Source organism: Peptidiphaga sp., assembly GCF_057238965.1.
Genome location: NZ_DBHHEV010000011.1, coordinates 24561 through 39324 on the forward strand (window position 1 = coordinate 24561; position 14764 = coordinate 39324).

7 protein-coding genes and 2 pseudogenes are annotated in these 14764 nt (G+C 64.5%); 4 read left to right on the top strand and 5 right to left on the bottom strand.

The features are described from left to right. Nucleotides 1–33: 33 nt before the first annotated feature. The 5 genes and pseudogenes from ACO48X_RS02770 to ACO48X_RS02790 all read right to left on the bottom strand — a co-directional run. On the bottom strand, nt 34–1914 hold the full coding sequence (locus ACO48X_RS02770; RefSeq protein WP_485000320.1) for a hypothetical protein: 1881 nt from the start codon (nt 1912–1914) through the stop codon (nt 34–36). Next, nucleotides 1911–4187: a WD40 repeat domain-containing protein gene (locus ACO48X_RS02775; RefSeq protein WP_485000332.1), complete on the bottom strand. Its 2277-nt coding sequence runs from the start codon at nt 4185–4187 to the stop codon at nt 1911–1913. Before ACO48X_RS02775 ends, ACO48X_RS02770 begins: the two co-directional genes overlap by 4 nt. Nucleotides 4188–4373: 186 nt before the next feature. Beyond that, nucleotides 4374–4751 (bottom strand): annotated as a pseudogene (locus ACO48X_RS02780) (toll/interleukin-1 receptor domain-containing protein); the annotation flags it as partial. Next, nucleotides 4748–7096: an outer membrane protein assembly factor BamB family protein gene (locus ACO48X_RS02785; RefSeq protein ID WP_485000334.1), complete on the bottom strand. Its 2349-nt coding sequence runs from the start codon at nt 7094–7096 to the stop codon at nt 4748–4750. The gene ACO48X_RS02785 and the pseudogene ACO48X_RS02780, both read right to left, overlap by 4 nt. A gap of 186 nt (nt 7097–7282) precedes the next feature. Beyond that, nucleotides 7283–7660, bottom strand: a pseudogene (locus tag ACO48X_RS02790) (toll/interleukin-1 receptor domain-containing protein); the annotation flags it as partial. A gap of 455 nt (nt 7661–8115) precedes the next feature. Between ACO48X_RS02790 and ACO48X_RS02795 the strand changes: the two are divergent. From ACO48X_RS02795 to ACO48X_RS02810, 4 genes are all read left to right on the top strand, one after another. Then, the gene (locus ACO48X_RS02795; RefSeq protein ID WP_485000328.1) at nt 8116–10083 is read left to right on the top strand and encodes an alpha-1,4-glucan--maltose-1-phosphate maltosyltransferase; all 1968 of its coding nucleotides are present in this window, start codon (nt 8116–8118) and stop codon (nt 10081–10083) included. Between the two features lie 14 nt (nt 10084–10097). Then, nucleotides 10098–11600 (top strand): hypothetical protein, encoded by a 1503-nt coding sequence (locus tag ACO48X_RS02800; protein WP_485000322.1) that lies wholly within the window; start codon nt 10098–10100, stop codon nt 11598–11600. A gap of 220 nt (nt 11601–11820) precedes the next feature. Then, nucleotides 11821–14136 carry a 1,4-alpha-glucan branching protein GlgB gene (gene glgB / locus ACO48X_RS02805; RefSeq protein ID WP_485000324.1) on the top strand — a complete coding sequence of 772 codons (2316 nt, stop codon included), beginning with the start codon at nt 11821–11823 and terminating at the stop codon, nt 14134–14136. Nucleotides 14137–14643: 507 nt separating this feature from the next. Further along, nucleotides 14644–14764, top strand: a 121-nt coding sequence (locus tag ACO48X_RS02810) for a LacI family DNA-binding transcriptional regulator (RefSeq protein ID WP_485000330.1), incomplete at its 3' end; no start/stop codon positions are given.

Here is a 14764-nt window from a genome sequence, read left to right on the forward strand (position 1 = left end):
CGCGCCCACCCCGGCCAAAATCGGCGATCGCGATCATTCAGGGCCGTCGAGGATCAAACTCGCAAAGGCGTCGTATGCGATGGTTTCACGGCGCGGGCCCGCGATGAAGGCGTCCCAATCGTCGACGAGGCAATCGTGGGTTCTGCCGACCTCGTCCTTGGTCTCGCCCCAGGTGAAGCCGCGCAGGTAATAGAAGGTCGCCCATCGGCGGTGCTCCAAGGCCGACATGTAGCTCAGCAGCGGGTCGGCGGCAATGGCGTCGGCCTGCTCCGCCGCCGTCAGGCCCTCCAAGACCCGCTCCCAGTGGTTGATGAGCTGAAAGCCGTTGACTCCGGCGAAGGCCCGAGCCGTCGCGTCGAGCACGGCGCCTTTGACGTGGCGATGCAGGGCCTGCGCGAAGCTTGACTCCTTCTTGACCGTGCTCAGCCCCGTCCACGCCTCTTGCGCGTTGATCGGCGGAAGCCCGCCGGCAATGCGGGCGTCCGTCTGAGCGTAGACGAGGTTGAAATGCCGTGCCTGCTCCAGGTAGCGCTCGGCGAGGATTGCCCCGGGGTTGAGCACCTCCGAGTCCAGGCCGAACAGGCGGATCCGCGAGCCTTCGGGCATCGCATTGAGAATGGGATCGACGTCGGCGCGATGCGGGCACCACACGGCGGTGTTGATCCCCGCGAGCACGGGCATCATGAAATCGGCGGACAGGAGGGATCCCCTGGCGTCTTCCAGGGCGTAGACGGCCGCGCTGAACGGATGCTCGGCGGAGATGCCCGCCAGTGCGTCACGCATGGCGCGGCTTTCGGGATTGAGGTCGAGGACGGTCAGATCGATGACTTTCGACAGATCCTCAACCTGCGCGAAGACGTCGTCGATCTGCTCGCCCACCCCGCGGCCCGCCGCCGTCACCCGCAGAGGCCTGTTCGGGCTGGTGATCCCCAGATTCGCCAGCATGGCCAGAAGCTCGCCGCCCACCTGCCCCATGCCGACCACGAGCACGTGCGGTTCGGCCACGGCCGCGTCGATCTGTTCGAAAGTCAACCCGTTGTATGGAAGGACGCGGCCGGGCGCATCGTTCCACGGGGCGGGGTCGCCGGCCATGAACCTGCGCGAAGCGTCCAGAGCGGGCGGCAGGATCGAAAACTCGCCCGACCCGAGGAGCTGATAGGAAGCCAGCTCCGAGAGGGAAAAGTAGTGCATGTCGAAATCGGGGAAATTGTCCATGTCCCGTTCGACGATCTCGCGCAGGCGGCGGCTCTCCGAATTGACGTGGACCGTCGCGCCCACGCCCTTCGGCGCCCGCGCCGCAAGCCAGCGAACGTGGCCGAAGGTGGCCGGCTCCGGCTCCATGGAGATGATCCCGCGGGCCGACTCCAGGTGGATTCTGGCGATCGCCCTGGCCTCCTCGGCCGTGTCGTTGGCGTCGTAATCGACGGCGACCACCTGGCTTCCGGCGGACTTTAGGGAGCGGACGTCGTCGAGCGGCGTCGTGTCCGGGACGACGCATACGACGCCGCTGGCCTCCTTCCAGCCGAGAATCTCGTGCATGATCGCCCGCGACCGCTCGCCGCACCCGAGCACCACCACGTGGTTGCCGGTCACGGGATGGAGCCGCAGGCGCAGGTCGACCGCAAAAACCTCGAAGACGGCGAGAACGCCGGCCGCCGTCGTCATGGGCGCGAGCCATCGGGCAACCTCGTAGACGGGAGGCCCGGGGTCTCCCTCAAGCACGGAGTCGAAAAGGAAAAGCTTCATGACGGCATACACCGTCATGGAGGCGTCCGTCCACGAGTTTCCGTTTTTCCCCCACTCGACTTGCAATCCGCCTATGAGCGCCGCGAGGAAGGCCACCGCGGCGAAAATCATGAAGTAGGGAGAGCGCGCAATCGACTTTCGGGGGGCGACGCCCTCGCGGGCGTTCACTGGCCGATCACTTCCTTCTCAGCCTCCGTGAGCTTCCTGTCCCCCACCATCTTCTTTGCGGCAGCCTCCGCGTCGGCCAGCTTGACGTTTTTCACCAGGCGAAAGCTCCTGGTTTGGGGGTCGTCGACGTCGTAGGCGACAAGCAAAGCCCTGGCGTTTACCTCCGGCGTTCTGAGCCGCTGAACCACCTGGCCGACGGCCAGATCAAAGACAACGACTTGTTTCTGCGTCCGGACGAGGAACCTGTCTTCGGTTGCGTCAAGCACTTGCCCCGAGCGAACCAGGCGGCCGACTTGCCTCGGCATCTCGACCTTCCGCTTGACATTGCCCGACGCGTCGACGGTGCTGATCGAGTTCCCCGCCTGCAGCGTCGCGGATTCGAAGGCTCCGTCCTTCCCGGAGACGGCGTAGACTGTCCCGGTCCCTCGCTTGAGGAGCTTGCCCGTCTTGACGTTGTAGGCCTGCCACTTTCCCCCCTCCCGATTCACGAGGAGGACCGATCCGTCGGCGCTCGCCCGGAGCGAGGCGACGTCGCCGTCCTTTTTCGATCCGTAGGAGCCAAGTTTTCCGCCGGAGTCGTAATGGACGACCTCCCCTTTGACCGTCACATACACGACGTCGTGGGACGGGCCGAAAACGATCGAGGTTTCCGAGGCTCCCAAGGGCATATTCTCATAAGTCCTGTACTCGGCTTGGCCGGAGTCAGAAAGAACGCTCACCCCTTCCGTGTGCGACCGCGACAAGAATGCAAGCGCCTTTCCGTCGTTGCTGACGGCTGCGTCGCTGAAACTCCGAATCTCCGTCAGAGTGCCTTCCCCCTTCTTCTTGCGCACATCGACGATCGTTCCTCCGTTTCTGTCCCTGCTGTAGAGGAAATTGCGATTGTTGGAACGGAGGACGACGGAGCCTTTGGCTTGGACTCCCTCGTCGGGGGCCGCGACGTCGTAGACCGTCAGGTTCCCGTCGGAGCTTGCTGTGACAAATCGCCTCCCGTCCCGGGTGAACCTCCCGTGCTCGATGGGCGATCCGCTGTAGGCCCTCGCGGCGGCAGGCGATTTAGAAGCGTCGTACGCCGCGGCGTCGGACAAATCGTCCCACAGCATGAGCTCTCTGCCGCGCGTGCCGACGATGAATGCGTTGTCGCGCGGGGAAAGCCACGCCAGGCTTCGATCGTCGCCTTCCATAAGCGCGTAAGAGGAGAGTTCTTTGCCCGTCGCGGCATCGATTTTCTTCTTCGTGGCGGGGTCGATGACGAACGTGCCGTCTCTCGAAATTTTGGCCATTCCTCCGCCGTAACGTTTTTCGACGGAACTGGAGACGATGGATCCCGACGGCAGGGAAACCACGTGCATCGTCTTCGCGGAGAAGTAAACGAGCTTGTTTCCCGACATCGAGTAGTCCACGGATCCGCCTTCCGCGCGGGATTCGGCCAGCGCGGCGGCGTCCTGGGCGGGATCGACAATCGACTGGCGAAGGGCGCCGGTGGCGCCGTCGTACCTCTCGGCGCCGCCGCCTTTGAACGCAATGGCGAATTCCGAGCCGTCCAGGGCGCAGTCGAAGTGGACGAACGGCCTGTTGGAAAGATCGACGTCGAAGATCTGCGCCCCCGTTTTTACGTCGTAGCCGCGGACGCGAGAACTGCCTTTTGTCGGGTCATGGGTCACGAAGAGACGATCGCCGGCGAGAACTGTGCCGAGTATGGCCCGCGCATCCGCGATTCGAACGGTTCTGGCAGGGCCCCCGTCTGCGGGAGTGACCGTCAGGCGCCCCCGGCTGTCGATGCCGTAGAAACGCGTCCCGTCGGTCGACGCGCCGACGTCGATGGGCTTCTCCGAGAGGGTGACCGAGCGCAGGCGTTTGCCGTTCTCGCTGCTCCATACGCTGAGATTCGCGCTCTTGCCTGCTGTGACGATCGTGCCGTTGGATCCGATCCCAAAACTCGCAACGCCCGAATCCGTCTTGATCCTCGTCAACGGCGCCAGCGGGCCCTGCGACGTCGCACCGTTGACGTTGACGTAGTGCCTCCCGCGCAGCTCGGCATAGGAGTCCCAGGACTGCTTCGCCCTGGACAAGGCAAGATTGCTGTAGAGAAGGCCGAGCTCCCTGTCGCCTCCGGCGATCGTCGTGTCCGCAAGGTCCATAAGGGTTTCCACGCTCCGCCGGTTCGCCACGTCGCTGTCGCGGCGCGCCTTGATCCACAGCCCGGCGCTGGTGGCGGCGAACAGGCCGGTCACGAGTGTGGCGGCGGCTGTTGCGGCGGTGATTCGGCGCATCCGACGCTCACGCTGACGCTGCCGCAAATCACCCAACGACACCCCCACAACACCAGCCATCAACCGATCAATCCCATCCCGACGCAACACACCCACCGACTGACGCACCAACCGATCCACCACACCCGACCCACACCCCTCAAACCCACCAAACCCCTCCGACCTCACCGCACCCGCACGCACATCCACAGCCAACACATCCCCACCCACAACATCACCCACAACCACACCAGGATCACCCTCCACCACAACCGCCAACACATGATCCACACCCCGCACCCGCGAAAAAAACTCCACCTCACGCATACACCACACCGACCCCGCCGTCCGCGGCGAACACACCACCACCAAAAACTCCGACTCAGCCAACGCCGACTCAATCAACACACCCAACTCACCCGACGCCAACTCCTCCACATCACGAAACACACGAAAACCCCGCCGCTTCACCACACCCCCAACAGACCCCGCAACCACATACCCCTCCACCAACCGCGCAACAGCCCTCGCCACATCCGCATCCGGACGCACATGCCGATACGACACAAACACGTCATACTTCACCGTATTTCCTCCTTGTCCTCTTCGGAGAGCCGCCGCCCGCCGAGCACCTTGTCGGCCGTTTTCTCGAGCTGGGCAAGAGAATGCATCTCCGTCTCTTTGAAACCGTCCCGCAAATCGGTGCTCAGAACGCTGTATACGATGCGCCGTCCCGATATGAATGCTCTAGGGTATCGAGCGTCCGTCGATATCCTTCTCAGCACCTTTCCCGTCCGGGCGTCGATGACGAAGTACGAGCTTTCGGAAGACGGCACGACGACCTCCGTGCCGTCTTCCGACCCTTCGAAAAGGACCTCGCCGTCCGAGCGGACGCCGGAGGGAAGCGCGACGTTCGAAAGCTCCTCTCCGCGGCTGTCCCGGCGAACGATTCTTCCCCCGCCGACTGACAGCGTCGATTCGAGCTTTCCCGCACGTCCGACGACGCTGAGCATTTCGCCGGAGCCCATTGCCACAGACCTGCCTCCGTCGATCTTGAAGATCTGCCAGCTCGCTTCGGCGTTCGCAGGCTGATTCGACCGTGTGACGGCCAAAAGGCTGCCGTCCTCACTCGCCCTGAGGGAGAGGACCTCGCCCCCGAAATCGAGGTAAGATTCGCGTTTGCCGGAGGCGTCGTAGCGGACCACTTTTCCCTTCGCAGTCACATAGACGACGTCGTCGCCCCTGCCGAACACAGCCAACGGGCGATTGCCCGTGTACTCGGTGCCGACCTTCTCCTCCGGAGAATACAGAACCTTGCGGCCATGTGAGACGGTCAGCCGGTCGGCGTTCTCCCGGGACACCCATGCGACTTTCCCGCCGTTGCTCACGGCCACCCTGCTCAGGCTGTACGGGGGCGCGGCGTCTGAGCCCTCCCTTGTCCCCGCCTCGTGAATGAAGCCGACCACGCCGTCATAGCCATAGATCTGTCTCCTGTCGTTGGAGCGCGCGAGCAGCTGAGATTGTCCCTCATACGACCGGTCGGTCCCGCGCACATCGACGACGTTGACCGTGCCGTCCTCACCGAGAGAGAGAAGCTTCGAGGCGTCCTTCACCATTCTGACCTGCACGATCTGCGCTCCGAGGTCGTCCGTCTTGCCGATCGCGCGAATGGAAACGACCCCGCTGGAACGGGGGTCCCATGCGGCCAGGGAGTTGTCCGAATTGACGCCGATGAAGAGCGACTGGGCGGAGAGCAAGACGCCGTCTTCGATTTGGCCTTCCCTCTTGCCCCTCTTCTGATTGGGAAGGGCCAAGTCCAAGGAGCGCGCGTACTCGTCGGACAAGTCAATCCGACTTGTTGAGAACAGGGTCCCGTTGCCGACGAGATAGGCCCATCGGCCGTCCTCGGACAGAGACAAAGACGTCACTCTGGACGGAAAGGAATCCCTGTGACGGGTCACGCGCTCTCCGGTGCCGGTGTCCACTCTATAGAGGTGCGTCGCGGAATAGTAGAGCAGCTTTTTCGCGCCAAACGCGTAACTCACCAAACCGTTGACGTTCGAGCCGCGCTTGCGTTCCTCCGCTCGGCGCGCAGCGTCCTCTTCACGCGAGACGACGGCCTCTTTCTCGTTGCCCGTCGAGTCGTAGCGAAACGCTCCGCCTTCTTCGTAGGAGACGGCGAATTCCTTGCCGTCCGTCTGAACGTCATAGCTCTCGAATCCGGGGAACTCTTTGTCGAAGAGCACCGTGCCCTTGTCTATGTCGTACGCAGCGATATGCACGTTTCCGCCGTCCTTGTACGGCAAATAAAGGCGGCCGCGCACCACGCTCGCCCGCATGGACGACAACGCGCCGAGCTTCACCTTGAAACGGCTCAGGCACCTGCCCTCGGCGTCGAAGACGCTCGCCTTCCCGTTCTTCGTCATGACCAGGAAGCCACCGCGCGAGTCCGTCTTTTCCAAGTACAAAGGCCGCCCTTCGACGTCGATCGTTTTGACGCGCCTGCCGGTGGACGCGCTCCACATCGTCACGTGGGCGCCTTCGCCTGCGGTGAGAAACAAATCGCCGCTCCCGGGAACGACCAACATGCGGGCTTTGTCGCCCGCGGCGCCGGTGTCGATTTTCGAAAGAACCGTCATCGCGGGATAGACGGCGCCTTCAGCCAAATTTTCATAGTACTTGGTCCTCAAAGCGTCGTACGAGGGGCTGTCGGGGTCGGCCTTCTTCCAAGCCTCCTTCGCGTACAGAAGCCCTCGAATCCGGTCGCCCGAGGCGATGGTTTCCGACGCCATTCTCATCGTCACCGTCGCGCTTTCCTCGTGGGCTGCGCGTTCGGCGCTCCTTGCCCGCAGCCACAGGCCGGTGACCGACACGCCGATGCCGCCCATGACAAGCGCAGCGGCGGCTGTTGCGGCGGTGATTCGGCGCATCCGACGCTCACGCTGACGCTGCCGCAAATCACCCAACGACACCCCCACAACACCAGCCATCAACCGATCAATCCCATCCCGACGCAACACACCCACCGACTGACGCACCAACCGATCCACCACACCCGACCCACACCCCTCAAACCCACCAAACCCCTCCGACCTCACCGCACCCGCACGCACATCCACAGCCAACACATCCCCACCCACAACATCACCCACAACCACACCAGGATCACCCTCCACCACAACCGCCAACACATGATCCACACCCCGCACCCGCGAAAAAAACTCCACCTCACGCATACACCACACCGACCCCGCCGTCCGCGGCGAACACACCACCACCAAAAACTCCGACTCAGCCAACGCCGACTCAATCAACACACCCAACTCACCCGACGCCAACTCCTCCACATCACGAAACACACGAAAACCCCGCCGCTTCACCACACCCCCAACAGACCCCGCAACCACATACCCCTCCACCAACCGCGCAACAGCCCTCGCCACATCCGCATCCGGACGCACATGCCGATACGACACAAACACGTCATACTTCATGGAAACCCCCGTTCGAATGCATGGGCCTAGGCCGACGATCTCGCGCAATCGCCGAACGATTCCGAGCGACCGCCTGATGCCTCACACCGCCGCCGGACGACCTTCAGGCAACCGCCGGACGCCTCAAGCCGTCAGAAAACATCCTAATGTTTCACTTCGCTCCGGGGAAAGGAGCACCGTTCCCCAAAGGAGCACCGTTCCCCAATCGGGGACGGCTGCTTCCGGCAGTCTGCAACGGCGTTCGCCGGTCCCACTTTGCGGACTCTTTCAGTCCATTCTTCGAGCGCTCCGTGCATTAACAACGCGCACCCTTTAGGCTGTGAACTGTGAGCACTCCGAAGAAGCAGTCCGCGCCGCGAGCGCATGAAGTCCCAGCCGCCCCGGACAGCGCGTCAGCGCCTGCGGAGGCGGCGTCGTCCCCGGCCTTTGCCCCTGCCATCGGCCGAATACCGATCATGGAGGTCACCCCCCAGGTCGAAGGCGGACGCCTGGCCGCCAAAGGAACGGAAGGCGAGTCTTTCCCCGTCCAGGCAACCGTTTTCCGCGAGGGCCACGACAAGTTCGCGGCCCAGGCGGAGCTGATCGACCCCTCCGGCCAGATCGTCCAAACTTCCCCCATGACCCTCGTCCGTCCTGGGCTCGGCAGATACGAAGGGTGGCTCACTCCCGGATATCCGGGCTCGTGGTCCTTTCGCGTGCGCGCGTGGTCCGACCCCTACGCGACGTGGCTCCACAACGCCGAGGTGAAGCTGGAGGCCGAAGTCGACGTCGAACTCGTCTTCCTGGAAGCGGCCGCGCTTTTCAGGCGGGCGGCCGAGGGCGCCCCCGAGGGATCCGAAGCCAGGAGGGCCTTCGAGGCCGCCGCCGCAGCCGCCGAGAACGGCGAGGCCTCGGCGGACGACCGCTTCGCCGCTGCGACGTCGCCCGAAGTGAAGGCGGCCTTCGAGGAGGCCCCCCTGCGCGACCTTGAAACGGAGAGCGCCACGCTGCCCGTGAACGTCGACCGCATACGGGCGCTCGTCGGTTCGTGGTACGAGATCTTCCCGCGCTCGATCGGAGCGTACAAGGACGGCGAGGGTTGGCATTCGGGAACGCTGCGCACCGCGGCGGGCGACCTTGACCGCATCGCCGGCATGGGCTTCGACGTCCTGTACCTCACGCCCGTCCATCCGATCGGTTCGACGAACAGGAAGGGCCGCAACAACACGCTGACGGCCGAGCCGGGCGACCCTGGAAGCCCGTATGCCATCGGCTCGCACGAGGGCGGGCACGACGCCGTCCACCCGGACCTGGGGACATTCGAGGACTTCGACTTTTTCGTCGGCGAGGCGAAAAAGCGCGGGATGGAGGTGGCTTTGGACGTCGCCCTCCAGTGTTCGCCCGACCACCCGTGGCTGACCGAGCATCCTGAATGGTTCACGACCAGGGCCGACGGAACGATCGCCTACGCGGAGAACCCTCCGAAGAAGTATCAAGACATCTACCCCCTCAACTTCGACAACGACCCGGAGGGAATCTACCGGGAGATCAAGAGAATTCTGGAACTGTGGGTCGAGCACGGGGTGACGATCTTCCGCGTGGACAACCCGCACACGAAGCCGGTGAACTTCTGGGAGCGGATTCTCGCAGATTTCAGGGAGAACCATTCCGAGGTCGTGTTCCTGGCCGAGGCCTTCACGCAGCCGCCGATGATGCGGGGGCTGGGCGCCGTCGGCTTCCATCAGAGTTACACGTACTTCACATGGCGCAACGAAAAGAAGGAGATCGAGGACTACCTGTGGGAGCTCGCCCGGATCTCCGACGACCGCATGAGGCCCGCCTTCTGGCCCACGACCCATGACATCCTCACGCCGTACATGCAGCGCGGCGGCCTCGCGGCCTTCTCCATTCGCGCCGTGCTGGCGGCGACGGGCGCCCCCACGTGGGGCGTCTATTCGGGCTATGAGCTCGTCGAGAACGTGGCTCGCCCCGGCGCCGAAGAGCAGATCAACAACGAGAAGTACGAGTTCAAGGCTCGCGACTACACGCCGGGCGAGGACAACGGCATCCCCCACCTGCTCGGCAACCTCAATCGTATCCGCAAGGACCATCCGGCGCTTCAGCGTCTGCGCGGGATCGTCATCAACCCGACGTCGAACGAGAAGGTCCTTTCCTTCACGCGCTTCGCCCGCCCGGAGGAGACTCCCAACGGAAAGCCCGACGCCGTCATCGTGGTCCTCAACCTCGACCCGTACGCGACCCGCGACGCCGTCGTCCACCTCGACCTCACGCCTTTCGGCGTGAATCCGAGGTGGGACGCCGGCCCGATTCTGCGGGTCACCGACGAGCTGTCCGGGCAGACGTTCCTGTGGAACGAGAACCCGTACGTCAGCCTCGACCCGCGCGGACAGTGCGCACACATTCTCTCAGTCAAGGCAATCTGATGGAGGGCAAAATTATGAGCGAAGCAAGACGGCTTGGCTTCGAAGCATCCGACCTTCTGGCATGGCTCGGCGGGATGCGATGGTTCGGTGGCGGAAAGCCGAAGATCGACCGTGCGTTCGCGCTCGGCGGTCCCTGGGATGAGAAGGTCTTCTGGCTCGCCGTCTCCGCCGACGGCAGGGAGTACAACGTCCCCGTCGTGGTCACGGAGGACGGGCCGGTCGACGCCGCCGAGCATCCCGCCGGGCAGCGGGCCTTGCTGGCTCTGGCGACGGCGAGCGAGCGCGTCGAGGCGACGGCCGTCGTCGGCGAATCCGACGCCCGGCTAGCCTCGGAGCCCCGCGCGGCGGGCGCAGCGGCTTCCGGCGCGCACAAGCTGACCGGCGAGCAGTCCAACACCTCCGTGATCTACGAGCTTGCGGACTCCGAGCGGGCGATAGTCAAGGTCTTTCGGGTGCTCAGCCCGGGAGAGAACCCCGATGTGTTCCTCACGGGGGTCCTCTCCGACAGCGGCACGGTGCCGCGCCTGCTCGGCAACGCCCGCATGGCGTGGGCCGGGCAGGTCGCGGACGTCCTCGTGGCGCAGGAGTTCCTGGCCGGCTCGCAGGACGCGTGGCGCACAGTGACGGCGCAGGTGCCGGGGGCCGACGGCCGCCAATTCGACCCCGACAGACCTGTCCAGACTCCCGAGGAACGCGACTCCATCGAGCGCTTGGGCGCCCTCACGCGGAAGATTCACGAGGAGCTCGCCGCCCGCTGCGGAACGTCCGAGGCCGACGCCGCCAGCCGGGCACGGCTCAGGCGGGCGTGGTCCAAGCGCGCCGACGAGGCCGTGGCCCTCGTGCCGGGGCTGGCCCCTCATCGCGAACGGATCGACGCCCTGTACGCGGCGACGGAAGACGTCACGTGGCCGCCCCTGCAGAGGATTCACGGCGACTACCACCTGGGCCAAGTCCTGGACGCGCCCGGCCGAGGATGGGCGGCCCTCGATTTTGAAGGCGAGCCGCTCCGGCCGCTCTCAGAGAGGACCGAGCCCGACTTGGCCGTTCGCGACGTCGCCGGGATGGTCCGAAGCTTCGGCTACGCGGCGGGCATGACCCTCAACCGCCTCGCCTACGCCCATGACCGCCCCGATCCGAGCGACGTCGAAGAGCGCGAAGCCGAGCAGATCGCAGCCTGGGAGAAGGCCGCGGTCGCAGCCTTCTTGCGCGGATACGGGGAACTCAGCGAAGCCGAGAGCCTCCTGTTGGACGCGCTCATTCTCGACAAGGCCCTCTACGAATTGGCCTATGAGGCCGCTCAGCGCCCGGATTGGCTGGGGATTCCGCTCGGCGGAGTCGCCGCGATCCTCCGGGTCGACCCCAAGTCGATCGCCGAGCCCGCCGGCGCCGGGAAGAGCGTTGCCTCCGCGAAAAGCGCAGACGCCGTCCCAGATCAGAACGCTGACGCCAACCAGAACATCGACCCCGAGCGGAGAGAGGAGTCACCCGAAGCAGAATCAGCGGCGAGTCCCTCTTAGCCCGGCTCCGAGGTCCGCCGCATGGCCGTCTTTCGCCGCATTCCGCGCCCGCTGCCTTCACGCCGCGGACGCGGATTGACGATGAAGGCCGGGCCCGTCATCGAACATTTACGTCTTTCCCCGTCAACGCCAACCCCAAGCTCAACCGTCTGATGGACGGACAAATCCAACTCGCTTCATCTGTGGCACAGTGAAGTCGCAATCACCTATGGAGAAAGCCATGAAGGAAACAAACTACGTTCACGTCGACGAGGACCTCCTGAATGCGGTCTCGAACGGCTGGTACCACGCCCCCCACGAAGTGCTGGGCGCCCACGTCGAAGACGGCAGGACGACCATTCGCGTCCTCCGTCGCCTCGCTGATCGCGTATTCATAGAAACCGCCGAGGGCCGCACCGAGGCCGAGCACGAGTTCAACGGAATCTGGCGGGCCGTCCTGGAGACGGCCGAAGTCCCCGATTACCGGGTCGTCGCGGTCTACGGCGACGTCGAAGACCGGGGCGACGACCCCTACAGGTTCCTTCCGACCGTCGGAGAGCTCGACCTCTATCTGTTTTCGGAGGGCCGCCACGAGCGGCTGTGGGAGGCGCTCGGCTCGCACGTGAAGACCTTCCCCAGCGAGCTCGGCGACGTCAGCGGCGTGAGCTTCGCGGTGTGGGCGCCCAACGCCAAGTCCGTTCGGGTCATCGGCGACTTCAACGGTTGGGACGGCAGCCTGCACGCCATGCGCACGCTCGGCTCGTCGGGAGTGTGGGAGATCTTCATCCCCGGAGCGCTCGAGGGCCAAAGGTACAAGTACGAGATCCAGTACAACGACCTCTCGTGGCATCAAAAGGCCGACCCGATGGCCCAGCGCACGGAGGTGCCGCCGTCGACCGCTTCCCTCGTCACGGATTCCCGCCACGAATGGACGGACGACGAATGGATGGCCGAGCGCGCCTCGAAGGACCCCCACGCCGGCCCGCTCTCCATCTACGAGGTGCATCTGGGAAGCTGGCGGCCCGGGCTGTCCTACCGGGAGATCGCCGAGCAGCTCATCGGCCACGTCAAGTATTGCGGCTTCACCCACGTCGAGTTCATGCCCCTGGCGGAGCACCCCTTCGCCCCCTCCTGGGGCTATCAGGTGACCGGCTATTACGCGCCGACGGCGCGGTACGGCACCCCCGACGACCTGCGCTACCTCATCGACGAGCTCCACAAGGCCGGAATCGGAGTCATCGTCGACTGGGTCCCCGCCCACTTCCCGAAGGACGAGTGGGCTCTGGCGCGATTCGACGGCACCCCGCTGTACGAGGACCCCAACCCTCTGCGCGGCGAGCATCCAGACTGGGGCACCCTCGTCTTCAACTTCGGACGCACCGAGGTGCGCAACTTCCTGGTGGCCAACGCCCTGTACTGGCTTCAGGAGTTCCACATCGACGGAATCAGGGTCGACGCCGTCGCCTCCATGCTTTACCTCGACTACTCCCGCGAGGCCGGACAGTGGCAGCCCAATGTCTTCGGCGGGCGAGAGAACCTCGAAGCGATCTCCTTTATGCAGGAAGCCAACGCCACCGCCTACAAGACGGTCCCGGGGATCATCATGGCGGCCGAAGAATCGACGTCCTTCCCGGGCGTGACGGGCATGACCGAGCACGGCGGCCTCGGCTTCGGCCTCAAATGGAACATGGGGTGGATGAACGACACCCTGCGCTACCTGGAGGAAAAGCCGATCAACCGTTCGTGGCACCACGGCGAAATCACCTTCAGCCTGGTCTACGCCTTCTCCGAGCAGTTCCTCCTGCCGCTCTCCCACGACGAGGTCGTCCACGGCAAGGGATCCCTCTACGCGAAAATGCCCGGCGACGACTGGCAGAAGCTGGCCGGCGTCCGCGAGCTCCTCGCCTACCAGTGGTCCCACCCGGGCAAGCAGCTGCTGTTCATGGGCCAAGAATTCGCCCAGACCGACGAATGGAACGAGGCGGCCGGCCTCCAGTGGTGGCTGACGGAGGAGCCCTCCCATGACGGGGTTCTCTCGCTCGTCAAACGCCTCAACGAAGTCTACAAGGAGCATTCGGCTCTGTGGAGCCAGGATTTCACCTACAAAGGCTTCGAATGGATCGACGGATCCGACGGCAACCACAACGTCATCAGCTATCTTCGCCGCTCTGCCGACGACGAAGACGTCGTCGTGGTCGTGTGCAACTTCGCGGGAATACCGCACGGCAATTATCGCGTGGGCCTGCCTTCCGGCGGAGTGTGGGAGGAGATCCTCAACACCGACGGCCTCGAATACGGCGGCTCCGGCGTCGGCAACTTCGGGGAGGTCAAGGCCGAGGAGGTCAGCTGGAACGGCCGAGACCACTCCGCCCTCTTGGAGCTTCCGCCCTTCGGCGTCGTCTACCTGACCCCGAAGGCCGGCCAGAAGCCCGCAAAGAAGGCCGCGGCCAAGGCGAGCAAGACGGCCAAGGGCTCGAAGGCGTCCGACGAGAAGCCCGCGGCAAAGGAGAAGGCCGAGGCAAAAGAGGACAAGCCCAAGAAGAGCGCGAAAGCGTGATACGACGGCGTGACAGGGCGCTCCGACGGGGCGAAAGCGGCGCCCGCCAACGCAGCGACGGCAGCCGTGGGCGGCGCAAAGGCGTCGCCCTCAAGCGAGGCTAAGCCGCGAGGCGTCGGCTGCGGTCGGTCAACCGACCGCAGCCGACGCCAGTCATAGAGCAAGACCACACAGAACCGGCATAAAAGGCGCTTTTTATACGAAAAACTACTTTTTGGCATTTGTAACGCGAAAAGGTGTTTTGCAATGTCAAAAGCACTTATTTCGCGATCAAACTCATACGTCGCGCGCCCCAATCGCACCTAGCGAACGGTTGCTTTCCACGGCGAAAAGACGCTTCCAACGGCCGACGGCGGCCGCCCTCGGCCACGGCCCCACATGTGGCGGTAAACTTGCGGGCAGAACGGCGTCGGCGCATCGACGTCGGCACATCGATTTGGCGTAGTGACGTCGGCACGTCGACGCGACGCCTCAAGACGAGGGGCGGAGTTGCCCCCGGAGGTGAGCATGGCGGATCGCATCCGGCTTTCGGATCTGGCTCGGCAAGCGGGGGTATCGACCGCAACGGTTTCTCGCGTTCTCAACGGTAAAGAAACCGTCGCGCCCGCCACTAGGCAGGCCGTTCTCA